General features: G+C 72.8%; 19 protein-coding genes. 5 read left to right on the top strand and 14 right to left on the bottom strand.

The features are described from left to right. Positions 1 to 6: 6 nt before the first annotated feature. From ACIRF8_RS11445 to xylB, 7 genes are all read right to left on the bottom strand, one after another. Positions 7 to 2,265 carry a HAMP domain-containing protein gene (locus ACIRF8_RS11445; RefSeq protein WP_404213414.1) on the bottom strand — a complete coding sequence of 753 codons (2,259 nt, stop codon included), beginning with the start codon at positions 2,263 to 2,265 and terminating at the stop codon, positions 7 to 9. Between the two features lie 260 nt (positions 2,266 to 2,525). Continuing rightward, positions 2,526 to 3,842: an alpha/beta hydrolase family protein gene (locus ACIRF8_RS11440; protein WP_404213412.1), complete on the bottom strand. Its 1,317-nt coding sequence runs from the start codon at positions 3,840 to 3,842 to the stop codon at positions 2,526 to 2,528. 156 nt (positions 3,843 to 3,998) lie between these two features. Beyond that, positions 3,999 to 5,522, bottom strand: coding sequence for an aldehyde dehydrogenase family protein (locus tag ACIRF8_RS11435; protein ID WP_404213410.1), 1,524 nt, complete (start codon positions 5,520 to 5,522; stop codon positions 3,999 to 4,001). A gap of 76 nt (positions 5,523 to 5,598) precedes the next feature. Next, on the bottom strand, positions 5,599 to 6,870 hold the full coding sequence (locus ACIRF8_RS11430; RefSeq protein ID WP_404214258.1) for a GAF domain-containing protein: 1,272 nt from the start codon (positions 6,868 to 6,870) through the stop codon (positions 5,599 to 5,601). Between the two features lie 200 nt (positions 6,871 to 7,070). Next, a complete protein-coding gene (locus tag ACIRF8_RS11425) occupies positions 7,071 to 7,682 on the bottom strand; it encodes an N-acetylmuramoyl-L-alanine amidase (protein WP_404213408.1) in 612 nt (203 codons plus the stop codon). A 283-nt stretch (positions 7,683 to 7,965) separates the two neighbouring features. Continuing rightward, a complete protein-coding gene (locus ACIRF8_RS11420; RefSeq protein WP_404213406.1) occupies positions 7,966 to 9,159 on the bottom strand; it encodes an ROK family protein in 1,194 nt (397 codons plus the stop codon). A gap of 196 nt (positions 9,160 to 9,355) precedes the next feature. Next, positions 9,356 to 10,792, bottom strand: coding sequence for a xylulokinase (gene xylB, locus ACIRF8_RS11415; protein WP_404213404.1), 1,437 nt, complete (start codon positions 10,790 to 10,792; stop codon positions 9,356 to 9,358). A gap of 169 nt (positions 10,793 to 10,961) precedes the next feature. Here xylB and xylA point away from each other — a divergent pair, with 169 nt between their 5' ends. Both xylA and ACIRF8_RS11405 read left to right on the top strand, forming a co-directional pair. Beyond that, positions 10,962 to 12,128 carry a xylose isomerase gene (gene xylA / locus ACIRF8_RS11410; RefSeq protein WP_404213402.1) on the top strand — a complete coding sequence of 389 codons (1,167 nt, stop codon included), beginning with the start codon at positions 10,962 to 10,964 and terminating at the stop codon, positions 12,126 to 12,128. Between the two features lie 1,100 nt (positions 12,129 to 13,228). Beyond that, positions 13,229 to 13,654 carry a hypothetical protein gene (locus tag ACIRF8_RS11405; protein WP_404213400.1) on the top strand — a complete coding sequence of 142 codons (426 nt, stop codon included), beginning with the start codon at positions 13,229 to 13,231 and terminating at the stop codon, positions 13,652 to 13,654. A 41-nt stretch (positions 13,655 to 13,695) separates the two neighbouring features. On the opposite strand, the gene ACIRF8_RS11400 is transcribed toward ACIRF8_RS11405, so the two are convergent. Both ACIRF8_RS11400 and ACIRF8_RS11395 read right to left on the bottom strand, forming a co-directional pair. After that, positions 13,696 to 15,060, bottom strand: a complete 1,365-nt coding sequence (locus ACIRF8_RS11400) for an esterase-like activity of phytase family protein (protein ID WP_404213398.1) — start codon at positions 15,058 to 15,060, stop codon at positions 13,696 to 13,698. A 237-nt stretch (positions 15,061 to 15,297) separates the two neighbouring features. Further along, on the bottom strand, positions 15,298 to 15,879 hold the full coding sequence (locus ACIRF8_RS11395) for a TetR/AcrR family transcriptional regulator (protein ID WP_404213396.1): 582 nt from the start codon (positions 15,877 to 15,879) through the stop codon (positions 15,298 to 15,300). Positions 15,880 to 15,955: 76 nt separating this feature from the next. On the opposite strand from ACIRF8_RS11395, the gene ACIRF8_RS11390 reads away from it, so the two are divergent. The 3 genes from ACIRF8_RS11390 to ACIRF8_RS11380 all read left to right on the top strand — a co-directional run bounded on the left by ACIRF8_RS11390 (position 15,956) and on the right by ACIRF8_RS11380 (position 18,975). After that, on the top strand, positions 15,956 to 16,930 hold the full coding sequence (locus ACIRF8_RS11390; protein WP_404213394.1) for an alpha/beta hydrolase: 975 nt from the start codon (positions 15,956 to 15,958) through the stop codon (positions 16,928 to 16,930). After that, positions 16,927 to 17,730 (top strand): NAD(P)-binding domain-containing protein, encoded by an 804-nt coding sequence (locus ACIRF8_RS11385; protein WP_404213392.1) that lies wholly within the window; start codon positions 16,927 to 16,929, stop codon positions 17,728 to 17,730. The genes ACIRF8_RS11390 and ACIRF8_RS11385 overlap by 4 nt, the downstream gene beginning before the upstream one ends. Before the next feature lie 126 nt (positions 17,731 to 17,856). Further along, positions 17,857 to 18,975, top strand: a complete 1,119-nt coding sequence (locus ACIRF8_RS11380) for a substrate-binding domain-containing protein (RefSeq protein WP_404213390.1) — start codon at positions 17,857 to 17,859, stop codon at positions 18,973 to 18,975. Here the strand turns inward: ACIRF8_RS11380 and ACIRF8_RS11375 are convergent. From ACIRF8_RS11375 to ACIRF8_RS11355, 5 genes are all read right to left on the bottom strand, one after another. Then, complete coding sequence (locus ACIRF8_RS11375) at positions 18,944 to 21,433, bottom strand: polysaccharide lyase 8 family protein (protein WP_404213388.1); 2,490 nt, start codon at positions 21,431 to 21,433, stop codon at positions 18,944 to 18,946. The genes ACIRF8_RS11380 and ACIRF8_RS11375 overlap by 32 nt on opposite strands. A 118-nt stretch (positions 21,434 to 21,551) precedes the next feature. After that, complete coding sequence (locus ACIRF8_RS11370) at positions 21,552 to 22,946, bottom strand: NADP-dependent succinic semialdehyde dehydrogenase (RefSeq protein WP_404213386.1); 1,395 nt, start codon at positions 22,944 to 22,946, stop codon at positions 21,552 to 21,554. Between the two features lie 96 nt (positions 22,947 to 23,042). Next, a complete protein-coding gene (locus tag ACIRF8_RS11365; protein ID WP_404213384.1) occupies positions 23,043 to 23,519 on the bottom strand; it encodes an NUDIX domain-containing protein in 477 nt (158 codons plus the stop codon). 78 nt (positions 23,520 to 23,597) lie between these two features. Further along, positions 23,598 to 24,125 (bottom strand): GAF domain-containing protein, encoded by a 528-nt coding sequence (locus tag ACIRF8_RS11360; RefSeq protein ID WP_404213382.1) that lies wholly within the window; start codon positions 24,123 to 24,125, stop codon positions 23,598 to 23,600. A 123-nt stretch (positions 24,126 to 24,248) separates the two neighbouring features. Continuing rightward, entirely contained in the window at positions 24,249 to 25,784 is a 1,536-nt protein-coding gene (locus tag ACIRF8_RS11355) for an MFS transporter (RefSeq protein WP_404213380.1), read from the bottom strand. Positions 25,785 to 25,858 lie beyond the last annotated feature (74 nt).

The raw sequence follows: 25,858 nt of genomic DNA, 5'->3' as shown, positions 1-25,858 counted from the left end.
GTCCTTCTACCGCTGGAGGGTGTTCTCGCGCAGGGGCCGGGCGGGCCCGGCGGGCCGGCCGGCTCTGGCCGCCCGGTCTTGCTCCGCCAGGACCTGGCGCACCAGCTCCAGGTTGCGGGTGACCGAGCCGATCTCGTCGTGGTTGACCGGGTGCAGCACCGTGCGGCGGTCTCCGCCGGCGAGCCGCTCGGCGAGCACGGCGACCGCGCGCAGCGGCCGGACCACCACGACGTGCAGCCAGCCCAGGCCCGCCGCGCTCACGGCGAGGCCGAGTATGCCCGCGAGCATGGTGCGCTGCTCGGCCTGGACCGCGGGGATCTGCAGTGCTGCCGCGGGCTCCGCGGTCACCACGTGCCAGCCGAGGCCGGCCGTCGGGCCGTTCTGCGCCAGCGGCGCGGCGGCGTCGACCGATGGGCCGGAGGACGTGCTGTGCACCGCGGAGGTGGCGGTGCCCGTGGTCCCCGGGGCGCCCTTGGTGGCGCGCGCGAGACGGGTCAGGCCGGACTCGGGCAGGGACTGGAAGGCGCGGTAGCCCACGCTCGCCGCGAGGACCCTGTCGTCGCGGTCCGTCACCCAGACGCTGCCCAATTTGGGCCTGGGCAGCAGGGAGTTGAGCGCCTTCACGTCGATCTCGCCGAACAGCACCACCCCGGCCGCCGGGGCTTGGCCCTGGCCGGCCCGGACCTGCGCGTAGGCGGCGATCGCCGGGATCGGGCCGGAGGCGTTGACCGTGGTGATCCCACCACCGTCGGGCACATGGACGAGGGTGCGCAGCGGTGTGTCGCCCACCCTCAGTGTGATGCCCCCCGAGCGGTCCAGGAGATACAGCGAGCGGTACTGCTTGTGGTCGGCGAGGGAGGCGCGCAGGATCTCCGCCTGGGCGTCCCTGCTGCGTCCCGGCAGACTCGCTGCGGCCTCTCTCAGGTCGGTGTACGACCGGTCGAGGGACTGCCGGACGCGGTTCGTCGCGATCTCGGTGCGCGCCTGCTGGTCGGCGAGGACCGTAGCCGGAACCGCGGTCGCGGTGTCCGCCCTGTTCAGCATGAAGATCATCGGCACGGACCAGCAGGCCACCACCACCACGCCGGCCGCGGCCAGCGCCCGGTAGCCCGGTTTGCGCCCGGCCGGGAACTCCTGCGGGCCACTCTCGCCGAGCAGTTGCCCGCGCAGCGATTCCAGTGCCCGCCCGATCCGGGCCAGTTCCCCGAAACCGTGCACCGGCACCGGCCGGGACAGCTCCGCCCGAGCGTCCGATGCGGCACCGGTCGCGCCCCGGGCCAGCCGGCCGGCGGACAGATACACCCGCAGCAGGGGCCGTTGGAAGGAGAAGTGCAACGCCAGACCGAGCAGCAGCGCGACCAGGGCCAGCGCCCCGGCCGCCCGGAGCGCGAAGTCCGAGTAATCGGCGGCGGTGGTCGTGGTGGGCGCCGCGTGGGAGCTGAGCACCACCAGACCGAGGCCGTCGGTCTCGCCCGGGCCGGTCGCCGAGGCGACCTGGGCCCAGCCGGCCACGGTGCGCCGGTTGCCGGTGGGGGCGCCCAGCAGGCTTCCCGAGGCGTCGGTGCCGCGCCCCGAACTGTGCGCCGCGCGCGCCGCCTGTGCGGGCAGAGCGCTGCGTGCGGCGGCCGGCGAGGCCGTGCCACGGACCGCGGTGGCGAGCGACGTGCCGCTCGCGTCCAGCACCTCGACGGTGCGCCCATCGCCGTACGCCTTGAGGGCGGGGAGCGGCTCGCAGACCACGAGCAGCCACTGCCGATCGGGCCCGTCCGGGTCCTGGTCGGGTTCGTCCTGCTGCGCGGGCAGGGTGACCTCGGCGAAGTACAGCAGTTGCCGTGTGCCGGCCGACGTCACCAGCCGGGGTGGGATCTTCCCGTGCCCGGACGCCGTCTTGGCGATGTCCACCCCGGCCAGCGGCACCGTCTTGCCGCCGGTCGCCAGCAGCCTCCCGGTGCGCGCGTCGAGCAGCGCGCGGCCGAAGGGGCCCTGTGTGGCAGAGGTCAGGGCTTTGAGTGCGGTCGTGGGCGTCGAGGCGCTCGTGGCCGGGTACGCCTCGGCCTTGCGGCGCAGCGCGCCCGCCTCGGCATCGATCGCGGTGCGCAGGGACAGCGCGGTGTCCGCGGCGATCCGCTGCTCCCCGTTCAGAACGGCCTGCGGGACGCCCGCGGTGTGAATGCCTTCCAGGCCCATCACGGTCAGGGCGGCGACCATCAGCAGGAGTACGACGACCGAGGCCACCGGCGGGCGTATCCCGCCGAGCATCGGCATGTCGGCGCGGCGGCGGGTGCGGTGCCGGCGCGGCGCCCGGGGTGCGGAGGACAGGGCAGCGGTCCTTCCTCGAATCGGCGCCGAGCGCTCAATTGTTCGACAAAGCCATCATCGTAGCTTCTCGTGATCACGCGATCATCACATTTGCGCCCCGAGTGACGTACGCGACGTAAATCGCTGTGCGGCGGCGGCCTGTCGGCACCGCCGCCGCACGCGCCGAAGGGTGGACCCGTGTTCGGTCCGGCCCTTCGGGCGCCCGTTCAGCGGACGAAGGAGATCTCCGGGTACGCGGCGTTGGGCTTGTCGAGCAGGGTGCTGTGCTTCTTGCGCAGCTCCTGGTCGAAGAAGGCGGCGAGGTAGTCACCCTGGACCTTCGCCGCCCGGTTCGGGTCGATCGTGCCGTACTGCTGCTGGACCTGTGCCTTGGAGAGTCCGAGCAGGTGCGCCCACTGCGGCACCAGGTACTCGTTGTCGCTGAACGACAGGTGGGCCGCGCCGGCGAGCTTGATGTCGACCCGGTAACCCTTCAGGTGCGCCCACATCGTGCGCCACGAGCTGTCGTTGTTCCGGTTGTGGTTGGCGGAGCTGAACAGCATGTAGGGGCGGTTCAGGTCCTTGCTCGGCGCGGTCCCAAAGTACTGGCCGTCCAGGTTGGCACCGGCGTCGATCCGCTTGTCGAGCTGCATGGAGTCGGTGACCGCGGCGCCGCCCAGCGACCAGCCGAACATTCCGATACGGGTGGTGTCCACCGACTTCGACAGTCCCGAGGGGAGCTTCGCGCGACCGGCGTCCGGATTGCCCCCGCTGCTGATCGTGCCGAGGGAGTTGATCACGAACTTGATGTCCGCCGCACGTACCTTGAGCGTGTCCGAGGAGTGGGCGCCCGCCGGCATCTTGTTGAGTTCCAGCCGGCTGCCGGGGAACTGCACCTCGTTGGCGTCGTGGGTGTGGTCGACGGTGACGACGAGGTAGCCGCGGCTGGCGAGATCCTGGGCGAGGGTGGTGCCCATCGCACGGTCCGAGTGCAGCCCGGTCGAGTACAGCAGGACGGGCAGCTTGCCGAGGCTGGTCTTCACCGGCGCGAGGACGTGACCCGCGGTCGTCGGCACAGTCACCTGCTGCGTCGTCAGACCGCGCGAGGCGAGGAAGTGGGCGGCGGCCAGCGACGACTGCCACGGCGCCTTGTAGTGCCCGGACGTGGCGGTGGCCGGATACCAGAGCGTGACCATCAGCTCGCGAGCCTTGTTGCCGGGTATGTACGGGTCCGTACGGGATTTGTCGACGAGGTGCAAGCCGACCATGCCCACGCTGTGCTGTCCCCGCGGAGCGGGAATGGTGAGCCGCTGCGGGGACGCGGCCGTCCGGGCGGACCGGAGCGCTTCGGGCTGGACGGGCTTGTGGTGCTGCGGCGCCTCGTCGTTCTCGGGTGCCCAGGGCGTGGCCGGGTCGGGCTGGTCGGCCGGGGGACCGGTGGGCGTAGGCTTGTCGGACGTCTTCCCGGCGGCCATCGCCGGCGTCGTCCCCATGGCCAGCGCGATGGCCAGCGCACCCGCCGGACCAACCGCTTTGGCGATCACTCTGTGACGGTGGCGCGGGCGGCGGTGCTTCATGAAACCCCCTTGTAGGTCGGCGATTACTGAACACGCAATCGACTGCCGCATACCGTACCGCCGTGACGACGACCGGATTCGACCGCCCTGGGAAGCTGCCATGGCGATCTGCCCCTTGAGGCGCTAGAAGAACCCGAGCTTCTTGGGGCTGTAGGAAACAAGAAGGTTCTTCGTCTGCTGGTAGTGCTCCAGCATCATCTTGTGGTTCTCCCGGCCGATCCCCGACTGCTTGTAGCCGCCGAAGGCCGCGTGGGCCGGGTACGCGTGGTAGCAGTTCGTCCAGACGCGGCCCGCCTGGATGGCGCGGCCCGCGCGGTAGGCCTTGTTGATGTCGCGGGTCCATACTCCGGCGCCGAGGCCGTACAGGGTGTCGTCGGCGGTCTTGACGGCGTCGTCGAAGTCGGTGAAGGAGGTGACCGAGACGACCGGGCCGAAGATCTCCTCCTGGAAGATCCGCATGCGGTTGGAGCCCTCGAAGATGGTGGGCTGGACGTAGTAGCCGCCCGCCAACTCGCCGTCGTACTGGATGCGTTGGCCGCCCGTGAGGACCTTCGCGCCCTCCTGTTGGCCGATGTCCAGGTACGAGAGGGTCTTCTGGAGCTGGTCGTTGGAGGCCTGGGCGCCGATCATCGTGTCCGTGTCGAGCGGATGGCCGGGCTTGATGGCCTCGGTGCGGGCGATCGCCGCTTCGAGGAACTCGCTGTAGTGGCCCTGCTGGATGAGCGCCCGGGACGGGCAGGTGCAGACCTCGCCCTGGTTGAGGGCGAACATCGTGAAGCCCTCGAGTGCCTTGTCGCGGAAGTCGTCGTCCTCGGCCCATACGTCGTCGAAGAAGATGTTCGGTGACTTGCCGCCGAGTTCGAGGGTGACCGGCCTGATGTTCTCGGACGCGTACTGCATGATCAGCCGGCCCGTCGTCGTCTCGCCCGTGAACGCGACCTTCGCCACGCGCGAGCTGGAGGCCAGCGGTTTGCCCGCCTCGACGCCGAAGCCGTTGACGATGTTGACGACGCCCGGGGGGATCAGGTCCGCGATCAGGCTCATCCACAGGTGGAGGGAGGCGGGGGTCTGTTCGGCAGGCTTGATGACGACCGCGTTCCCGGCGGCGAGGGCAGGGGCCAGTTTCCAGGTGGCCATGAGAATCGGGAAGTTCCACGGAATGATCTGCGCGACCACGCCGAGCGGCTCGTGGAAGTGGTACGCGACCGTGTCCTCGTCGATCTCCGAGAGGGTGCCCTCCTGGGCCCGGGCGGCACCCGCGAAGTAGCGGAAGTGGTCGATGGCGAGGGGGATGTCGGCGGCGAGGGTCTCGCGGATCGGTTTGCCGTTCTCCCAGCTCTCGGCGACGGCGAGCCGTTCGAGGTTCTGCTCCATACGGTCGGCGATCTTCAGGAGGATCTCGGCGCGGGCACCGGCCGAGGTGCGGCCCCAGGCGGGCGCGGCGGCGTGCGCGGCGTCCAGGGCGCGTTCGACGTCCTCGGCGGTGCCGCGCGCGATCTCGGTGAACGGCTGCCCGTTGACGGGGCTCGGGTTCTCGAAGTACTGGCCGCGGGCCGGTGGCACGTACGCGCCGCCGATGAAGTGGTCGTAGCGGGCCTGGTAGGAGACGACGGAGCCCTGGGAGCCGGGCGCTGCGTAACGGGTCATCGTGGCTGGCCTCCTGTGCGGGCTGCCCGCCGTCGGGCAGCGCTCGCTTCGGAGGCTAGGGATCCGGACGTTGCGGCTACGTTGCGTGCGGGCCGCGCGGCACCCGCTGTTCAGCGTCGAGCGCGGCGAGCCGGGCCAGGACCGGCGGTGAGGGCCGTACCGCCGCCAGTGCCTGCCACACGTCGAGGTCGTCCTCGCCCCAGGGGGCGTGCGCCCAGTCGGCGAGCAGGTCCGGGTCGCGGCGCGCGACGAGCGCCGCCCGGAGCCCGTCGGCGAGCCTGCGCCGGACCCGCGCCACCGTCGGGGCCTGCGAGGCCGGAAGCAGCGGGCCCGTGTACGCGGACACCGCCGCCGTCACCGCGCCCGAGCGAAGCCGCCGCTCGACCGTCGCCAGGTCGGAGTCGACCGGCACCGCGAGGCGGTAGGGGCGCGAGGTCAGCACGCCGGGGCCCAACACCCGGCGCAGGCGGGCCAGTTCGGCCCGGAGGGTGACCGGGGTGACCGACTCGTCCTCGTACAGGCAGCACAACAGCTCGTCCCCGGTCAGGCCCTCCGGGTGGTGGGAGAGGAGCACGAGCAGCTCGCTGTGGCGGCGGCTGAGCCGGATCTCGCGGCCGTGCCCCGTGCGCAGCAGCGCCTCGTCGCGGCCGAGCGCGCACAGCCGCAGCTCCGGTGTGGTCGCCGGAGCGGGGGCGAGCAGCGCGAGCTGGGACTCGGCGGCGCGGGCCACCGCCTGGACGAACGCGAGGCTGTGCGGGTGGGCGAGGCCGGGCCCGCCGGTGATGTCGACCGCGCCGAGCAGCCGCCCCGAGCGCGGATCGTGCACCGGGGCCGCCGCGCACGTCCACGGCTGCACCCGCCGGATGAAGTGTTCGGCGGCGAAGACCTGCACGGGCCGGTCGACGGCGACCGCCGTGCCCGGCGCGTTCGTCCCCATCGCCGACTCCGACCAGCGGGCGCCCGGCACGAAGTTCATGCCGCTCGCCCGCCGCCGCGTGGTCGGATGCCCCTCCACCCAGAGCAGTCGGCCGTGCGCGTCGCACACGGCGAGAAGATGCTCGCCGTCCGTCGCGACCGTGCCCACCAGTTCCCGGAACAGCGGCATGACCCGGGAGAGGGGATGCTCCGCGCGGTACGCACCGAGGTCGCCGTCGGTCAGCTCCACCGACGCCGACGCGTCGGGGCTGACCTGCGCGCCCGCCGAGCGGCGCCACGAATCGGCGACCACCGGACGCACCGGGACGGTGACGGTGCCCGCCGAGGTGAACCGGTCATGGGCGCGGCGCAGCGCCCGCACCCGTTCGTCGGGATCGGCACCCGGCTCCAGGGCGACCCAGGGATCGGTCAACTCGGCCTCCAGGGACGGCGACGCGGTGAGGACATCGTCACCCCGGTGGCGCGCGCCGACAAGGAGCCGGGCTCGGAGCATGGCGGTCGGGCCGCCGTCGGGTCGCCGTCGGAGGGCCGTTCGATTGCCGTCGGAACGCCGTCGGACACGAGCGGGCCGCGTCGGGCCGTCATCAGGCGGTCGTGTGGAGTCGTGCTGCGTCAGGCGAAGTTGACCAACCTGATGTAGCGCGACCAGTCCCAGTAGGGGCCCGGGTCGGTGTGGTCCGCCCCCGGTACCTCGGCATGGCCGATGATGTGCGCGCGGTCCATGGGGATGCCGTAGCGCGCACAGATCGAGGCGGTCAGGGCCGCCGACTGCTCGTACAACGCGTCGGTGAAGTACGCGGGCTTGTCGACCCAGCCCTCGTGCTCGATGCCGATGCTGCGGGTGTTGTAGTCCCAGTTGCCCGCGTGCCAGGCAATGTTCTTCTCCCGTACGCACTGGGCGATGTGGCCGTCGGCCGATCGCACGACGTAGTGGGCGGAGACCTGTTTGGCGGGGTTCTGGAAGATCTTGACGGTGTCGGCGTACGTCTCCTGCGTGACGTGGATGACCACGCGGTCGATCCGATACGAGGAAGGGCGGCTGGACACCGTGTAGTTGGAGGTGCTCGCGGGGGCGGACTCGGCCGGCGGGTAGTCGACGGCCCGTTCCTGCGCCCCCGCCCGGCCCGTGGTCAGGAGCGCGCCCGGTACGGCGGCCAGGGCGGCCCCGGCCTGGAGGACGCGGCGGCGGCTGGGGCGAAGGGGGAGGTGTCTTGCTCGGTCCATGACGATCCTGCCTCTCGAACGAATGGCATCGGACGGTGGGGGCGACGGGGACGGCGGAGTCGATGGGTCGGGCGGCGGCGTGGGGCGGCCCTCGGTGATGCATGGTGGGCGGGGGGAGTCGGTGGCGCCGAAGGGGTTCGGGTGCCTCGCGAGCATCACGGTACGGCCCCCGCCGGTGGGGGCGAAAGAGGCGCGGCGTACCTGTGGACACGCCACTGTTTGTGGATAACCGCACGTCAGAGGTTCGAACCACTGGCGCCGGGCGGGCGATGGCCGGTGCCCGTCACGCCGCCTGCGCCACTCCCATGGGGTCGTCCAGCACCGCCCGCACCACCGAGTGCGCCGCCCCCAGCAAGGGGCCGTCGGAGCCGAACCGGGAGACGGCGACCCCGTCCGCGGGAGTCGCCGTGCGGCGCGTCAGCTCGCGTTCCAGAGCGGGCAGCAGCCACGGCGCCAACCGGGAGAGCGCGCCGCCGAGCACCACCGCGCGCGGGTCGAGGAGATTGACCGCGCCGGTCAGCGCGATGCCCAGCGCGGTACCGGCGCCGCGCAGCGCACGGCGGGTGTCCGCGTCGCCCGCCGCGGCCCGCTCGGCGAGCAGCGTCACCCGGTCCGCGCCCGGTGCGACGCCCGCGGCACGCAGCACCGCCTCCTCACCCGCGTACTGTTCGAGGCAGCCGCGCCCGCCGCACGGGCAGGCCGGGCCCTCGGGGCGTACCGGCACATGTCCCAGCTCGCCCGCGAACCCCCTCGTCCCGCGCAGGAGATGACCGTCGACGACGAGGGCGGCGCCGATGCCGATCTCCGCCGACACGTGCAGGAAGTCGGCGGGCGACTCGGGGGCGAGCCAGAGTTCGGCGAGCGCCCCGAAGTTCGCCTCGTTGTCGACGCGCAGCGGCATGTCGCAAGGCAGCAGCGCGGCGACGTCCGTGTCGTGCCAGTCCAGGTTCGGGGCGCGGACCACCGTGGGGGTGCCGCGGGCCACCAGGCCGGGCACGGCGACAGCGAGCCCCGCGGGCCGCAGCCCCTCGGCCGCGGCCTCCTCGGTGACCTGCCGCACCAGCGCCGCCAGGTCACCGAGCACGGGGCCCGGAGCGCGGCCACGGTTGCCGACCCGGAGTTCTGCGCGGACCCGTACCTCGCCGCGCAGATCCACCGCGCACACCGCGAGATGGTCGACGCCGACCTCGGCGCCGAGCCCGGCGGGGCCCCGGCCGCTGACCGCGAGTGCGGAGCCGGGACGGCCCACGCCGCCGGGGCGCTGCGGGCCCAGCTCCTCCAGGAGACCGGCCCGGATCAACTCGTCGACCAGCGTGGAGACGGCGGCCCGGGTCAGCCCGATGTGCCCCGCCACCGAGGCCCGCGACAACGGCCCCTCGGCGGCGACAGCGTGCATCACGCGGGACAGGTTGCGGCGGCGCATGCCCTGCTGGGTGTCGGGCGTCCCCGGTCGGGACCGGTGCACTGGTGCGGTCATGCGGTCATGCTCCCAGGGCGCGCCGCGCACGCCGCGCGCAGGTCGGGCCGACCGATCCGACCGGGGGCCGGTCGCCCGCGCGGGACCGGGACGCCGCTTTGCCGGCGGAGACGTCGCACATGCCGGACCCCGGTGGGGGAGCCGTGTCCGGCCGGGTTCCCGGGACACGTCGCGGTCGCCGCCCGGACCGCCCCCGTCACGGCCGCTCCAGCAGCGGACCCGCCCCCGCCAGGACCCCCGAGATCCGCTCCAGGGTCGCCTCGTCCCGTTCGACCGGGTCGAGGACCGGGCCGCGTGCGGTGTTCCAGCGGCGGGCCACAGCGGCCGGGTCCTCGCCGGTCAGGAGGCCCGCGGCCTGCGCTGCGGCGCCGAGGGCCACGAGCTCGCGGGCCTCGGGGACCTGCACGGCCCGCCCCGAGAGGCGGCGTACGGTCTGCTGCCACGCTGTGCCGCGCGCGCCGCCGCCGATCAGCAGCAGGGGGGCGGACCGGTCGGACGCGTCGTCCAGGACGCGGTCGAGGGCGCCGAGCAGCGCGTGCACCGCCCCGTCGTACGCGGCCTGGAGCACCTGCCCGCCGGTCGTGTCGTGCCGCAGACCCGTCAACAGGCCGCTGGCATGGGGGAGGTCAGGGGTCCGCTCACCGTCGAGGTAGGGCAGGATCGTCGCCGCGCCGCCCGCCTCGACGGCCTCCCGGTCCAGGCCGAGCAGCGCGGCGATCCGGTCCACCGCGAGCGTGCAGTTCAGCGTGCAGGCCAGCGGCAGCCAGTCGCCGCGGGCGTCCGCGAACCCGGCGACGATGCCGCTCGCGTCCGTCGGCCGGCGCCGCGACACCGCGTACACCGTGCCGGAGGTGCCGAGGCTCAGCACGGGTGTGCCGGGGAGGAGGCCGAGACCGAGCGCGGCGGCGGCGTTGTCCCCGGTGCCGGCGGCCACCAACGTGCCCTTGGAGAAAGGGAGTTCGTTGTCGGCGTCGCGCACCGTGCCCGCGACCTCGCCGGGACCCACCACCCTCGGCAGCAGCGCCGGATCGAGCCCGACCCGGCCGAGGACGTCCTCGTCGTACGCCTCGGTCGCCGAGGCCCACCAGCCGGTGCCGGACGCGTCGCCCCGGTCGGTCGTGCCCGCACCCGTCAGCCGCCCCGTCAGATAGTCGTGGGGCAGGCGTACCGCCGCTGTCGCCCGTACGGACTCCGGCTCGTGCTCGGCGAGCCACGCCCACTTCGACACGGTGAACGAGGCCCCGGGCACGCTGCCGAACCGGTCCGCCCACACCTTCTCGCCGCCCAGCTCCTCGACCAGGCGCCGGGCCTGCGGCGCGGAGCGCACGTCGTTCCAGAGCAGCGCCGGACGCACCGGCCGCCCCTGTGTGTCGAGCGTCACCAGACCGTGCTGCTGCCCACCGACCGACACGGCCGAGGCGCGGCGCGCCGCGTCACCGCACTGGGCGAGTGCCGAGCGCAGCGCGGTGTACCACTCGGCGGGGTCGCTCTCGCGGCCCGCGCCCGAGGTCACGGTGTGCGGCGCCTGCCCACTGGCCACGACCGCGCCCGTGGCGACATCGACGACCAGGGCTTTCGTGGACTGCGTGGAGCTGTCCACCCCTACGACAAAGGGCCCATCGGCGACTGACATGCGGCTCTCCTGGTTTCGGCGGTCCCGTGACCGGGACGTGATCGAGAAGGGTCCGATGGGGGTCGGCTCTTCCCAGCGGCGTGCCCGCATACTAATTTGTAAAGTGCCATGACGAAATAGGCGGGTGGCACGACGTTGCCATGTCCGCCGACGGCGAGGGAGCCGCAAGATGACGTACCAGCCCACCCCCGACGACAAGTTCAGCTTCGGCCTGTGGACCGTCGGCTGGCAGGGACGCGACCCGTTCGGCGACGCCACCCGGCCCGCGCTCGACCCGGTCGAGTCCGTGCAGCGACTGGCCGAGCTCGGCGCGTACGGTGTCACGTTCCACGACGACGACCTGATCCCCTTCGGCGCCTCCAACGCCGAGCGCGAGGCGATCGTCAAGCGGTTCCGCGCCGCGCTCGACACCGCCGGCCTGGTCGTCCCGATGGCCACCACGAACCTCTTCACGCACCCGGTCTTCAAGGACGGCGGCTTCACCGCCAACGACCGCGACGTGCGCCGATACGCGCTGCGCAAGACGATCCGCAACATCGACCTCGCCGCCGAACTGGGCGCCAAGACGTACGTGGCCTGGGGCGGACGCGAAGGCGCCGAGTCCGGGGGCGCCAAGGACGTGCGCGCCGCCCTCGACCGGATGAAGGAGGCGTTCGACCTCCTCGGCGAGTACGTGGTCGAGCAGGGCTACGACCTCAAGTTCGCCATCGAGCCCAAGCCGAACGAGCCGCGCGGCGACATCCTTCTGCCCACCGTCGGACACGCCCTCGCCTTCATCGAGCGCCTGGAGCGCCCGGAGATGTACGGCGTCAACCCGGAGGTCGGCCACGAGCAGATGGCGGGCCTGAACTTCCCGCACGGCATCGCCCAGGCGATCTGGTCCGGCAAGCTGTTCCACATCGACCTCAACGGTCAGTCCGGCATCAAGTACGACCAGGACCTGCGCTTCGGCGCCGGTGACCTGCGCGCCGCGTTCTGGCTCGTCGACCTGCTGGAGACCGCCGGGTACGAAGGCCCGCGCCACTTCGACTTCAAGCCGCCGCGGACCGAGGACTTCGACGGCGTCTGGGCGTCGGCCGCGGGCTGCATGCGCAACTACCTGATCCTCAAGGACCGCGCGGCGGCCTTCCGTGCCGACCCGGAGGTCCAGGAGGCGCTGCGCGCGTCCCGCCTCGACGAACTGGCGCAGCCGACGGCGGCCGACGGGGTGGCCGGGCTCCTCGCGGACAAGAGCGCGTTCGAGGAGTTCGACGTCGACGCCGCGGCGGAGCGCGGGATGGCCTTCGAGCGTCTTGACCAGTTGGCGATGGACCACCTGCTGGCGGCTCGCGGCTGAGGTCGCGGCTGAGCCTTGGGGTTCGGCTGCGGGGGCGGTTGCCGGGGGCCGGTCGGGGGTCTGAACGGGGCCCCGGGCCGGGGTCGGGGCGGGGGTCTCTTCCGGTGGTCAGAGCGGGGCCGAGCTGGGGTCTTGGGGGAGCTTGGGGGGCCTGACGGATGCCCCGAGCTTGGGCCCCCGTCAGGTCCCGGTCGGGCGCCTGTTGAGGGCGGCTGCGCCGGGGCTTCTGGTCGGTGCGGGGCGGAGCTGGGGTCTTGGGGGAGCTTGCGGGGCCTGACGGACGCCCCAAGCTTGGCCTCCGTCAGGTCCCGGTCGGGCGGCTGCGCCGGGGGTTTTGGTCGGAGCGGGGCCGAGCTGGGGTCTTGGGGGGAGCTGGGGGGCCTGACGGACGCCCCGAGCTTGGGCCCCCGTCAGGTCCCGGTCGGGCGGCTGCGCCGGGGCTTCTGGTCGGTGCGGGGCGGAGCCGGGGTCTTGTGGGGGGCTTGGGGGGCCTGACGGACGCGCCAAGCTTCGGACCCCCGCCAGGTTCCGGTCGGGCGCCTGTTGGGGGCGGCTGCGCCGGGGCTTCCGCCGGGGTGGCCGTTCCGGGGCGCCGTGGCGGTGCCCGCTGGGACAGCCGCATGGGGGTGCTTGCTGCACGGAGCGTCGATTGGGTCTCGTGCCGGGACGCTCGTGAGGCCCCTCGGGGGAGCAAGCGCCCCGGATGCGCCGCGTCGAGGGAATCGCCGACAAGCCTGTCGGGCCCTCGCCGGAACGTGCTTCTCCGCGAGGCCTATTTCGGTGCTTCCGCAGAGGCAGCCCGTTGGGGGCGTCCGCGTCAGGGTGGTCTCTCCCGGGGGTGCCCCTGCCGGGCGGCCCGTCAGACTCACCGCGACCGTATCCGCGCCGGGGCGATCCCTCTCGGTTCACAGGGGACGGGCGCCCGCCTCGGTGACGCCAAGCGCGGGCCCACCAGGTCACTCACCTCGGTGAGCCCCCCGCCCCCGAGCACACCCGCGCCCCTCAACACCTCCGCCCCGGACCCGGCACCTCCGACGTATCCCGAAGCAACTCCTCCCAGGGGGTCGCGCGTAGGGCCTCCCGGCGGGGAGTCTGGGGGCATGTCTGTGCCACCGCCTCCGTCGCAGCCGCCCCCGCCGCCCAGCGATCTGCCGCCTCCGGGTGGGGGGTTCGGGCCGCCGGACGGTGGGGCCTTCGGTGATCCGCCACCCGAGGGGGCGCGGCCTCCCGGACGGCGTCCCCTTCTCCTGCTCGCCGTACTGGTCGCCGTCGTGGTGATCGTCGGCGCGGTCGTGTTCGCGGTGACGCGCTCCTCGGACGACGACGACAAGCCCTCGCCGGGTGAGAGCAGCCGCTCGGGCAGGCCGTCACCGTCCCTGGATCTTCCGAGCGACCTGCCCACCAAGCTGCCGACCGAGCTGCCGACCAGGGTCCCGACGCGCATCCCGACCACATTGCCCAGCAAGATCCCCAGCGCACTCCCCAGCGGCCTGCTGCCGAGCGACGTCGAATCCCTGGTGCCCTGAGCACCTGGCACCCCCGCCCCAGCCACCCGGCGGCGTCGGCGTCAGCGTCGAAGAGCACCCTCCGGCAGCTTCACGTAGGCCACCTTCGTCTCGATGCCGCTGTCCACGAGCCGCCCGGCCGCGTCGAACGCCCCCGCGCCGTCGCTCATCCCGAAGTCGTTGTCGTTGATCAGCGCGAGGGTTCCGCGTCCGGCGAGCGCCACGCCCTCGATCTTGTCCTGAACCCCGTCGACCGTGTTCAGGTCCGCCACGAGCCGCTTGGGAAGCACCGGCACCCCCGTGACCGCCGGGTCCTCCAACTGTTCCAGCGACGGCGACGTGGACGCCTGGTCGAAAGGGCCGCCCAGAATGTTCGCGCGGCGCGTGAGCCGCACCTCCTGGAGGCGGGCCGCCTTGTCCGTCCGCTCCTCGACCAGCAGCCGGTCACCGCCGATGGCGACCACGGACGAGATCTTCAGCTCGGAGGTGTCGTCCTCGCCCGGGTCGACGACACCGACCGGGTCGAAGCGGTACGCGTACTCGGCCGTGACCGCCTGCTTCTTCGGTGAGAACCGGAGGAGTCGCGTCGTGCGCGAGGCGTCACCGGCCTCCTTGTCGGGCAGCGACAGGGGACTTTGTACGGCCAACACAAGGTCACCACCCGGGAGTTGGGCGAGCCCTTCGAATCCCCGGTTGACCTTGCGGTGCAACAGAACCGAGGGCAGCGACTCGACGACGGGGTAGTCCGCGCCCTTCAGGCGCAGCCCCTTCGGCACGTGCCGCGCGAGGACCGTCCCGTGCGCCGAGACATGCACCAGGGAGGGGCCGTACTCGTCGACGAGCCAGAACGTGCCGTCCGCCGCCCGCACGATGCCTTCGGTGTCCAGGCCGTTCGGTTCGTTGGGGAGCGGGCTCTTCGCGTCGTACGTGTACGGCTTCTCGTCCCTGTTCTCCTGGTTCGGCAGGCCGGTGACGGGCGCGCCCGCTGTCGTGGTCAGCGGGATCGACCGCAGGACGCGCACCCGGTCGCCGATGGCGCGGATCCTCACGATCGCCGGGTCGAAGCCGGGGACGGGAAACGTGCGGCGCTTGACGCCGTCGACCTTGATCTGGCCGTTCGGCCCGCGGTCGGTCACCGTCCAGAACTCCCCGGCGCGGCCCGCCGGGTAGATGTCGGACCCGATGCCGCCCAGGTCGACGCCGCGGTCGTCGGCCACCGAGCCCGGCAGCAGCCCATTGCTGAACGTGCCCAGCGGGATCTCGCCGAGCGTCGCCGTGTCCGTCACCACCGCCGCGCCCCGCTCGCCGGACGCGACCGGGGCGCCCGTCGCGGTTCCGGCCAAGGCGATCGCGGCGATCGCGGCCAGCGGCACCCCCACGGCGACGGTACGACGGACGCGGTGCTTGCCGGGGACGTGCGGGGACATCGAGCCTCCTGGGGCGCGGAACGGTGACGGTGCACACGCTCGGCCCCGGCGCCGAACGCCCGGTGACGGCAAGGTGAAGCAGAGGAAACGGGTGAACGGCACCCCTCCGGCCCGGCCCTGCCCCTGGGCCCCGTCCTTCGTGTGCGGCTTCGCCTTCGCGCCTGTACGGCGTCGCCCCTGTGCGGCTTCGCCTTCGCGCCTGTACGGCGTCGCCCCTGTACGGCTTCGCCTTCGCGCCTACACGGCGTCGCCTTCGCGGCCCTTGAGGAAGTGCGGCAACACCATCTCCACCAGTGCCTCGACATCGGCGTCGACCATCGGCTCGCCCGTCATGCCCATCCGGTGGAGCAGGACACCGACCACGACGTCGATGAAGAACAGGACCCGGTGCTCCGGTTCGCCGAGCGCTTCCTGGAGCGCGAGCCGGTACGGGTCCTGGAGCCGGGTGGACAGGATCTCGCGCAGGCCCGGGTCGCTGACGGCGTCACTGAAGACCCCGGCGAACGCGTCGCCCACCCCGGGCTCGCTGATCTTGTCCGCGATCCAGTGGATCGTCGAGATCAGGAGTTCGGCCCGGCCGGAGCCCGTGAGCGGCGCCGGGCCGAACGCGTCGAGGAGGCAGTCCACGATCAGCTCGCCCTTGGACGGCCAGCGCCGGTAGACCGTCGATTTCGCGACCCCGGCCTCGGCCGCGATGCGCTCGACGGTGGCGCGCGCGTAACCGAGCCTCTGGACCGTGCTCAGGGTGGCGGCGAACACCGTGTCGTTGAGCCCGGCGCGGGGGCGGCCGGGCGGTTTGGCGGGTGTGGTCGAAGGCATACCCGGACGATACCGCTTTACGCTACCTTAGGTTTCGATACCTCAGGTCGCGTAATGAGCCGGACGAGGAGAAGACATGAGTGAACTGAGTGCCGTGCAGAGGCCGCCGGAGCCCGACTGGACCTCCGTCACGGCTGAGGAACTGGCCGTCTACAGCGAGGCGGAGAACCGGTTCCGCGCGTCCGAGCCGATGCGGGCCATCACCGGGCAGCCGGACCCCGGCGCCACGATCCGCTGGGAGACGGTGACGCTGCCCGGCCGTGAACTCCCGGTACGGGTGCACCGCCCGGCGCGTGAGGGCCGGGGCGAAGGCGCCGTCCGCACGGACCTCCCCCTCGTGATCCACGTGCACGGCGGCGGCTTCGTCGGCACGGCGACGCAGTGCGACTGGGTGACCAGCCATGTCGCCGCCCGGCTGCCCGCCGTCGTGGTCTCGGTCGAGCATCGGCTCCTCGCGCCCGACAGCCCCTTGGCCGACGCCGTCGACGACGGCTGGGACGTGCTTCGGCACGTCGTGTCCGACGCCGCGCAGTGGGGCGTCGACCCGGCGCGGACGGTCGTGTTCGGTGAGAGCTGCGGTGCGCTGATCATGGCCCTGGCGGCGATCCGGGCCAGGGACACCGGCCTGCGGCTGCGGGCACAGGTGCTGGTCAATCCCGCTGTCGATGTGACCGCGAAGATGTTCGACCACGATTCCGTCGAGCGGTTCGGAGACGATCAGGCTCTGGCCATACCGAAACTGGAGCTTGTCCGGCGGCTCGCCGTGCCGGAGGGGGCAGACGCCCGCGCGCTCTCCCCGCTGCACGCCGACGACCTCGGCGGCCTGGCCCCGGCCCTCGTGGTGGTGCCGACCCATGACGCCGTGGCCGACCACGGCCGCCGTTACGCCGAACGGCTGCGCGCGGCCGGAACGGCGACCCGGCTGACCGAATACCCGGGAGCGGCGCACGCGTTCCTCAGCACGCCGGGCCTGGAACCACAGGCCGAGGCCGCCCGCGCGGAGATCATGGAGTTCCTGCGGACCCACCTCGACGCGGGGGAGGCCGGGTGAAGCGCGTCGGCGTCATCGGCGTGGGCGAGATCGGCCGGGCCCTGGTGACGGGCCTGTGCGACGGAGCCGACGAACCACCCGAGGTGTTCCTGTCCCCCCGGGGCGCGCGCACGGCCGCCGAACTGTCCGGCCGCCACCCGAGTGTCCAGGTGTGCGCCGACAACCAGACGGTGGTGGACCGCTCCGACGTGGTGATCGTCGCCGTGCGCCGCGCGGACCGCACCACGGCGCTGGCGGGCCTGACGGTGCCCGCCGACAAAGTGGTGGTCAACGTGATGGCCGGGGTCGCCAACGACGACCTGCGCCGACTGCTCGCCACCGACGCGCCGCTCGTGCGGGCCATCCCTCTGCCCTCCGCACGCGAACGCCGCTCCGTCACGGTGACGTACCCGGCGCACCCGATGGTGGACGACCTCTTCGCGTACCTGGGCGGAGTGCTGCCCGCCTCGGACGAGGCCGCCTTCGACGTCTTCTCCGCCCTGACGGGGACGCTGACCACCCATTACCGGTACCTCGCCACGCTCACCGCGTGGGCCGCCGACCACGGCATCCCCGCCGAGGACGCGGAGCGTTACGTCCGCGGCCTCTTCCAGGGCGTCGGCCGCTCCCTGGGCGACGAGAGCCGCACCCTGCACCGACTGGCGGCCGACCACGAGACCCCGAAGGGGAACAACGAACGCATCCGCACCACCTGGTTCGACCAGGCCAACTCCGACGCCCTCGGCAAGGCCCTCGACGGCCTCCTCGCCGACCTGGGACAACGCGCACAGCCCCCCGAAGGCCCCGAGCCCCCCTCGTGAGGGTCGGCCCGCTTCGTCCCGCTGCCCCCGGTCGATCGTATGGATCGCAGGTGATCGATACGATGACGCGGTCACCGCCGACGGCGGACCGACCGGGGGACGGGCACAACGGGGAGGGCCGGACTCATGCGGCTGCACGTGGACCGGCGTCACGCGCGCGTCCTGGAACTGTTGCGGGAGCGTGGCACGGTGCGCGTCGCCGACCTCGCCCGCGAGCTGGACGTCTCCCCGGTCACCCTGCGCCGCGACGTCGAGACCCTCGCCGCGCAGGGCCGGCTCCGGCGGCTGCACGGCGCCGTGGTCTGGCCCGGCGAGACGGCCGAACTCCCGCACAGCGCAACAGAATCCGTCGAGGGTGCCGTCGTCGGCATGGTGGTGCCGACCACCGAGTACTACTACGCCGAGGTGGTGCGCGGCGCCCGGGCGGCCGTCGAGGAGCGCGGCGCCCGCCTCGTCGTCGCCCTGTCGCGCTATCTGCCCGGCGAGGACTCCGCACAGGTCGACCGCTTGCTCGCGGCGGGGGCCGACGGGCTGCTCCTGACGCCCAGTTGGGAGCGCGGCGTGCCGGGGTCAGGGGAGGGGCTGCGGATCGCCGAGCGGCCCGTGCCGACGGTGCTCGTCGAACGCTCGGCCCCGCACGGACACCCGGCCGCCGCTCTCGACCGGGTCCGCTCCGACCACGCCCACGGCGCCGCCGAAGCCGTCCGCCACCTGGCTTCGCTCGGCCACCGCGCCCTCGCCCTCGCGGCCCAGGAATCGCCCACCAGCGCCCAGTTGAGGCGCGGGTTCGAGGCGGCCGTCGAGGCGCTCGGACTGCGGCGCGCCCCCGAACCGGCCCCGGTGCGAGGACCCGCCGCCGACGAGGCCGAACGGTTCGAGCGGACCTTCGCCTTCCTGCGCGAAGCGGTCGAGGAGCACGGGGTGAGCGCCGCGATCCTGCACAGCGACGCCGACGCGATCGTCCTGGTGCCCCGGCTGCGGGCCCACGGCGTACGCGTGCCCGAGGACCTGTCCGTGATCACGTACGACGACGAGATCGCCGCCCTCGCCGATCTGCCGCTGACGGCGGTCGCCCCGGCCAAGCGGACCGTGGGCCGGCGCGCCGCCGAACTGCTGCTGTCCCGGCTCGCCGCGCCGCCCGGCTCCCGGGAGCCGGGCCAACACATCGACGTACTACCGGAGTTGCGCGTACGCGCCTCCTGCGGCGCCCCGGTCAGCCGAGCCGGACGGTCACCTTCTGCGTGACCCCGCCGGTCGCGCTCAGGTCACCGAAGGTGAGCCGCAGCTCCCGGCCGGGCTCGGCCCCGGTGAGCGAACCCGGCCTCGACATCACCGACCGCACCGGGCGCCGCCAGATCAGCGTGGCCGCCTTCACCGCGCGGTTGGGATCGCTCACCGACACGGTCGCCGTACCGTCCCGCCGCTCCTGGATCTGCACGATCAGCGGCGCGTCCACCGTCACCCGGCCGACCGTCCCCGGCTCCCAGAACGTCACCCCGGTGAAGCCGAGCGACGGCACGCGCACCCCCTGCCGCGTACCGGAGTTGGCGTCGATCTCCAGCCAGTTCCGGTCCGCCGCCCGCGCCGCGGTGCGCGGTTCGCTCGCCCCCGGCAGCAGGACGTACGCGTAGGAGGCGTCCGTGGGATCGGTGCCGTGGTCGGCGAGCAGGCTCACGTAGCGGCGGGTCACCGGGTCGGTCGAGCCGCCGCCGTTGATGCTCCGCCAGGTGCCCGTACGCTCCTCGCGCAGCGCCGTCAGGGAGGCGCCGCCGGGGAAGACGTAACCGCCGTGGCCCGCCAGATGAGCCCAACGGGCGCGGGGGAAAGCCGAGTTCCAGGGGTGACGCGTCGGCTGCGGGCGGCCGTCGACCGTCAGCCGGGACGTGCCCGCCGCCCCGAGGTTGCGGGTGTCGAAGACGCTCTCCACCCCGGCGCCGTCGGCTCCGGTGATGCCCGCGCCCAGGCACACCACCGCGTCGTCGAGGAAGAACCACGACTTCTTCGCCCGCAGCGTCGACGACAGGCCCCGCACGTCCTGGGCGAGCGCCGCCCAGGTGCCGTCCGTCGCGCCGCCCACCCACGTCGTGTCGGGCCGGGCCGCACCCCACGTACCGCCCTCGCCGTCCGCGAGCGGCTTGCGCGAGACCGTCGTGCCGGGCAGCCGGTACGGGTCCACGGTCGGCCAGTAGCCGTCGCTGTACTGGCCGCCGCCGGCGCTGTCGCCCTCGGCCCACCAGGAGAGCAGGCCCGAACCGGTGTGCCAGCCACGGACGTTCTCGCCGTTGCCGTTCTCGTAGAAGGTGATCGCCTTCGAGGACATCGAGACCGACGCCGTGAACCGCTTGGTGCGGTGCGTGGCCCGCGCCATCGACGGGAACACATGGTGTCCGGTCGATTCGGCGGCCGGTTTCACGGCGGAGTCGCCGAGCAGGGCCGTCACCCGGGACAGCGCGGCGACCCCGAGCGTGCGGCCCGTCGTCACGTCGCTGTAGCGGTCCCGCGTGTACCAGCCCTTGGCGAGCGCCTGCCAGCGCGCGTTCTCCTCGGCGCTCGCGCCCTGCCCGAGCAGCAGGATCGAGGCGATGATCGCGTGCCCGCGCGTGTGGTCGTCCTGCTGGATCTTCAGCGGGTCGGTGGCGACGAGGCCCCGGCTGATGGCCCGCCCGGACACGTTGTCCATGATCAGTCCGTCGTGCAGGAACGGCGCGTACGCCCCTTCCACCGCGTCGAGGAAGATCTGCCGCCTGTTGTCGGTGATGGCCCACGCGGACCCGCCGAGCAGCGCGAACAGCTTGCTCAGCCCGTCGATGAGGACGGCGCCGTACGAGCCCGTGTACGGCACGTACGTGTGCTGGATCAGCGAGCCGTCCGCGTAGAGGCCGTCGCCCGAGGTGACGTAGGGGAAGACCGGCGAGACGGCGTCGCGGGCGAGCGCGACCTTGGCGGCGGTGCCGTCGAGGATGCCGCGCAGCGCGAGGACCCGGCACAGGTCGATACGGTTGGCCCCGGTGCTTGTGCCCGTGTACTTCGCGACCAGCGTGTCGGGAACGAAGTGGTCGATGGCCTCGACCGCCGCCGTGAGCTGCTCGGCGCTCAGGTGCTCGTACATCAGGATCGCGATGTCGAGCAGCCGCTGCGGGGCGCCTATCTGGAAGTTGTACCAATTGCCGTACTGCGACCGGGACTTGTTGTAGACCTGCGTGCTCAGGTGGTCCAGGGCGGTGAGGACGGCGCTCTTGAGGGAGGCGTCGGCGGTGACTCCGGTGCCGGGCTGGCAGAACGCCTCCGCCATGGTCCGTACGCGCTCGTAGCTCGTCTGGATCTTCTCCGAGTAGCCGTACGACTCCGTGTCCGTGTCGGGGTCGGGATCGCCGAACACCGCGTCCGGCCACAGGGAGCCGTCCGCCGGGGCCATCGCGTCGCGCCAGGCCCTCGCCTGCGTCCCGAGGGTGGCGAGCTTCGACTTGAAAGGTTCGGCGGTGGGGCTGAAGCCCTCACCGAGACACAGGGACCGCCACTTCGCCCGCAGTGCGGCGAACGCGTCGTCGTCCGCCGCCGCGACACCGCCCCCGTCGGCGGCCACCGCCTGCTGGGGGAGGCCGACGGCCAGGGCGGCACCGGTGGCCGCGGTCGAGGCGAGGAAGCCGCGCCGGGACCACGAGGGGAGCGACGGGAGCGGTGAAGGGGGCGTCTGCGACGTCATGTGAAGCTCCGGGATGCTGGAGTGACCGCTGGGAGTAAGCGGTTTCTAGCACCCGGAGTTTCAAACGCTCAAGAGAAACGACCAAGTTGATCGTATTGAGCGTTTCCCTCGGCGCGGCTCAGGCCGCGACCCACACGGTGGTGATGTTGCAGAACTCCTTGATCCCGTGGCCCGCGAGTTCCCGCCCGTATCCGGACCGCTTCGCGCCGCCGAAGGGCAGCGCCGGGTGCGAGGCCGTCATGCCGTTCACGAAGACACCGCCCGCCTGGCTGTCACGGGCGAACCGCTCGATCTCCTCCTCGTCACCGGTCCACAGATTGGAACTCAGACCGAACGGCGTGTCGTTGGCCACCTCGATCGCCTCGTCCAGGTCCGCGACCCGGTACACCGTCGCGACCGGCCCGAACGTCTCCTCGCGGTGAATCCGCATCTCGGGTGTGACGTCCGCGAGGACCGTCGGCTCGTAGAACCAGCCGCGGTCCGCGAGGTCCTTCGGCCGCTGGCCGCCGCAGAGCACGGTGGCGCCGGACTCGACGGCCTCGTCCACCAGCTCCTCCAGGTCCTTCCTGCCCTGCTCGCTGGCGAGCGGCCCCACGTCCGTCGACTCCTCCAGCGGATCGCCCACGCGCAGCGCCCGCATGCCCTCGACGAAGGCGTCCCTGAATTCAGTGAAGACGTCCTCGTGCACGATGAACCGCTTCGCCGCGATGCACGACTGGCCGTTGTTCTGCACCCGTGCCGTCACCGCCGTCCTCGCCGCCGCGGCGACGTCCGCCGACGGCATCACCACGTACGGGTCGCTGCCGCCCAGCTCCAGGACCGTCTTCTTCACCTCGTCACCGGCGATCGAGGCGACGGAACGGCCGGCGGGCTCGCTGCCGGTCAGGGTCGCCGCGGCCACCCGCTCGTCGCGCAGGATGTCCTCGATGGCGCCGGAGCCGACGAGGAGCGTCTGGAAGCAGCCCTCGGGGAACCCGGCCCGGCGGAACAGGTCCTCCAGGTAGAGCGCCGTCTGGGGGACGTTCGACGCGTGCTTGAGCAGGCCCACGTTCCCGGCCATCAGGGCGGGCGCCGCGAACCGGACGACCTGCCACAGCGGGAAGTTCCAGGGCATCACCGCGAGGACCACGCCCATCGGCCGGTAGCTCACGTGGGCGCGGGCCGCCCCGGAGTCCCGCACGTCGGCCTCGTCGGGGTGCTCGTCGGCGAGCAGGTGCTGCGCGTTCTGGGCGTACCAGCGCATCGCCTTCGCGCACTTCGCCGCCTCGGCACGGGCCGCCCCGATCGGCTTGCCCATCTCCGTCGTCATGACCCGGGCGATGTCCGGGGTGTCCGCGTCCAGCAGATCGGCGGCCTGCTGGAGCATCCGGGCCCGTTCGAAGAACGACGTCGTGCGATACGTGTCGAACGTCCGGGCCGCCAGGGCCAGCTTCTGCTCGACGTCCTCGGGGGAGAGGGCGTCGTACGTCTTCAGTGTCTCGCCGTTCGCGGGGTTGACCGTCGCGATGGGCATGGGGGCGACCTCCTGTGCGCGGTTCCTTCGACCTTCCCGCGCGGCGCGGGGCCGCGCAACGCGGGGGGTCCCTCCGCGTACCCGGCCGGGCCGCCGTCAGACCTGCTCCGCGAGCCGGTCCAGGAAGACGGTCTGCGCCTTGACGACCGCCACCCGCGCCGCGTCGAGCCCGAACCACGCCACGCGGTCCAGCTCGGGGAACTCGGCGATCCGCCCCGAGCCGCGCGGCCACTCCATCGTGAAGGTGCCCGGCACCATGTCCGCCGGGTCGAGGTCGGCCTCCAGCGCCCACACCGTGACGCGCTTGCCCCCGGACTGCACCGTCTCGCCGAGCGGCAGCGGCGTCCCCTCGGGCGCGGGCAGGCCCAGCTCCTCGCGGAACTCGCGCCGCGCCGCGTCCCAGGGCGCCTCGTCCGGCTCGTACTCACCCTTCGGGACGCTCCACGCCCCCGCGTCCTTGCGCGCCCAGAACGGGCCGCCCATGTGCCCGAGCAGCACCTCGGGCCCGCCGGGGGCCCGGCGGAAGAGGAGCAGACCCGCGCTGCGTTTCGTTCGCTTCGTCTCGTCGGTCATGAGACCAGTCTCGGTGCGGGCCCCGGCCCAGCGCGCGTACGCGGCGGCGGCCCGCGGGGATTTCCCGCCGGACGGGGTTCAGCAGCGGTCCCGGGGCAGGATGCACAGCGCCGCCGCGTCCGCCAGATGCTGGCCGAGCCGCAGGGGGAGCGCGCCGGGCGGCCCGGTCCGCTCGGTCAGCAGACTGAGCGAGCCGACCGTCCGCTCCCGCGCGCGCAACGGCACCGCCACCACGCAGGCGAAGCCGAGCGAACGCGCCATCGCCGTGTACGAGGGCCAGTTGGCGCGGGCGTAGGGATGGGCCAGCGGCACACCGCGGATGGGCTGCGCCGAGGCCCGGCAGTCCGCGCCCGGACCCTCGCCCCAGGACAGCGCGGCCCGCTCCAGGCGCAGGCCCCGGTTGTCCGACGCCGCCATCTCCACCCGCCCGGTCGGCGGCTTCAGCACGGCCGCCGCCGAACCCACGCCGAGCAGCGAGGTACAGCTACGGACGAGGGCGGCCAGTGCCTCGGCCGAGCCGCTCACGGCGGCGTCCGCCACTTCCACGAACGCCGTCGCGAGCAGTTCGCTGTCCACCTGGTACGCCTCGTACGGCACGCCACGCATGGCTGTTCCCCCTTGCCCTTCACCCATCCGCCCCGCACAGGCACAGTCGCCCGCCCGGCACGCGGCCGGACGGGCGGACTTTGCAGAAGGGGTATGCCCCGTGAACGGTCGCCCCGAACCGGGTCACGCGTGCGCGGAGTCCTCGGACGTCAGCGCCGACTCGGGTACCCCGGGCCGGTACAGCACCAGCGTCACCGCGAAGCCGATCGCGAAGAACAGCGCCGACCACCAGAACGCGGTCGAGTAGCTGTCCATCGACGCCTGCGCCCGGACCAGCGGTGAGGGCTTCTTGCCCACGAGATAGTCGGTGGCGGCGGCGGTCGCCAGCGAGTTGAGCAGCGCCGTACCGATCGAACCGCCCACCTGCTGGCTGGTGTTGACCATCGCGGAGGCGACACCCGCGTCGTGCGCGGCGACGCCCGCCGTCGCCAGGTTCATCGCCGTGGCGAAGACGAGGCCGAGTCCGAGTCCGGCGACGAGCAGTGGCGGCAGCACGTGCGCGCCGTAGCTGCTGTGCAGGTCGAGCGCGGTCAGCCAGGCCATGCCGCCGGCCGCGAGGGCCATGCCCAGGGGCACGATCGGTTTCGGCCCCAGCCTCGGGACCAGGTAGTTCGTCGTCACGACGGAGGAGAACACCATGCAGGCGACCATCGGCAGGAACGCCACACCCGTGATCACCGGGGAGTACCCGAGGATCTGTTGCAGGTAGTACGTCAGGAACAGGAACACACCGAACATGCCCGCGCCGGAGATGAACATCGCGAGGTACGACGCCCCGCGGTCCCGGTCCAGGACGACGCGCAGCGGCAGCAGCGGATGCGGCGCCCGCATCTCCCACCAGGCGAACGCGACCAGCAGCAGCGCGCCGATGACGAGGAAGCCCCAGGTCTGCCAGGACCCCCAGGAGTGCGTCTCCGCGTTGGAGAACCCGTAGACGATGCAGAACAGGCCGACCGAGACCAGCGCGGTGCCGGGTACGTCCAGTTGGGGCCGGTCCGTGGGCCTGCCGCCGTGCAGCAGCCGCATGCCGCCGAGGATCGCGACCACCGCGAACAGCAGGTTCACGTACAGGCACCAGCGCCAGTCCAGGTACTCGGTCAGCACACCGCCGAGCAGCAGCCCGACCGCACCGCCGGCGCCCGCGATGGCACCGTAGATGCCGAACGCCTTGGCCCGTTCGCGCGGATCGGTGAACGTCGTCGTGAGCAGGGACAGCGCGGCCGGTGCGAGCAGCGCGCCGAACACACCTTGCAGGGCCCGCGCGAACACCAGCATGCCGAAACTCGTCGCGGCGCCGCCCAGCGCGGAGGCCGCCGCGAAACCGATCAGTCCGGCGATGAAGACGGCCTTGCGGCCCACCAGGTCGGCGATGCGACCGCCGAGCAGCAGCAGGCTGCCGAAGGCGAGCGCGTACGCGGTGACGATCCACTGGCGGTTGTTGTCGTCGAAGCCGAGATCCTGCTGCGCGGAAGGGAGCGCGATGTTCACGATCGTCGCGTCGAGGACGACCATGAGCTGAGCGATACCGATGACGGCGAGGATCAGCCATCGGTGCTCGTGCTTCCCACCGCCCGCGTACGCGACCGAGCCGCCGTCGGGCGTATCGGTCGGCGCGCCGGGTCCGGACGATGCCGCGGCGGAGTCGGACGAGCGGTCCATGGTGGCCTCCAGACACCCCGGGGTGCACCCTCTGATCAACCTCGTCCACCACGCTAAGCGCCCTGCCCGCGGTC

Source organism: Streptomyces sp. NPDC102406, assembly GCF_044765725.1.
Classification (GTDB): Bacteria; Actinomycetota; Actinomycetes; order Streptomycetales; family Streptomycetaceae; genus Streptomyces.
This window is presented reverse-complemented; position numbering and strand designations above follow the sequence as displayed.

Bases quoted from the DNA above. Each gene is read 5' to 3' on its own strand.
- ACIRF8_RS11375 (WP_404213388.1), bottom strand. From the start codon at position 21,433: ATGACGTCGCAGACGCCCCCTTCACCGCTCCCGTCGCTCCCCTCGTGG.
- ACIRF8_RS11370 (WP_404213386.1), bottom strand. From the start codon at position 22,946: ATGCCCATCGCGACGGTCAACCCCGCGAACGGCGAGACACTGAAGACG.
- ACIRF8_RS11365 (WP_404213384.1), bottom strand. From the start codon at position 23,519: ATGACCGACGAGACGAAGCGAACGAAACGCAGCGCGGGTCTGCTCCTC.
- ACIRF8_RS11435 (WP_404213410.1), bottom strand. From the start codon at position 5,522: ATGACCCGTTACGCAGCGCCCGGCTCCCAGGGCTCCGTCGTCTCCTAC.
- ACIRF8_RS11360 (WP_404213382.1), bottom strand. From the start codon at position 24,125: ATGCGTGGCGTGCCGTACGAGGCGTACCAGGTGGACAGCGAACTGCTC.
- ACIRF8_RS11425 (WP_404213408.1), bottom strand. From the start codon at position 7,682: ATGGACCGAGCAAGACACCTCCCCCTTCGCCCCAGCCGCCGCCGCGTC.
- ACIRF8_RS11420 (WP_404213406.1), bottom strand. From the start codon at position 9,159: ATGACCGCACCAGTGCACCGGTCCCGACCGGGGACGCCCGACACCCAG.
- ACIRF8_RS11445 (WP_404213414.1), bottom strand. From the start codon at position 2,265: ATGCCGATGCTCGGCGGGATACGCCCGCCGGTGGCCTCGGTCGTCGTA.
- ACIRF8_RS11405 (WP_404213400.1), top strand. From the start codon at position 13,229: ATGTCTGTGCCACCGCCTCCGTCGCAGCCGCCCCCGCCGCCCAGCGAT.
- xylA (WP_404213402.1), top strand. From the start codon at position 10,962: ATGACGTACCAGCCCACCCCCGACGACAAGTTCAGCTTCGGCCTGTGG.
- ACIRF8_RS11380 (WP_404213390.1), top strand. From the start codon at position 17,857: ATGCGGCTGCACGTGGACCGGCGTCACGCGCGCGTCCTGGAACTGTTG.
- ACIRF8_RS11395 (WP_404213396.1), bottom strand. From the start codon at position 15,879: ATGCCTTCGACCACACCCGCCAAACCGCCCGGCCGCCCCCGCGCCGGG.
- ACIRF8_RS11390 (WP_404213394.1), top strand. From the start codon at position 15,956: ATGAGTGAACTGAGTGCCGTGCAGAGGCCGCCGGAGCCCGACTGGACC.
- ACIRF8_RS11355 (WP_404213380.1), bottom strand. From the start codon at position 25,784: ATGGACCGCTCGTCCGACTCCGCCGCGGCATCGTCCGGACCCGGCGCG.
- xylB (WP_404213404.1), bottom strand. From the start codon at position 10,792: ATGTCAGTCGCCGATGGGCCCTTTGTCGTAGGGGTGGACAGCTCCACG.
- ACIRF8_RS11400 (WP_404213398.1), bottom strand. From the start codon at position 15,060: ATGTCCCCGCACGTCCCCGGCAAGCACCGCGTCCGTCGTACCGTCGCC.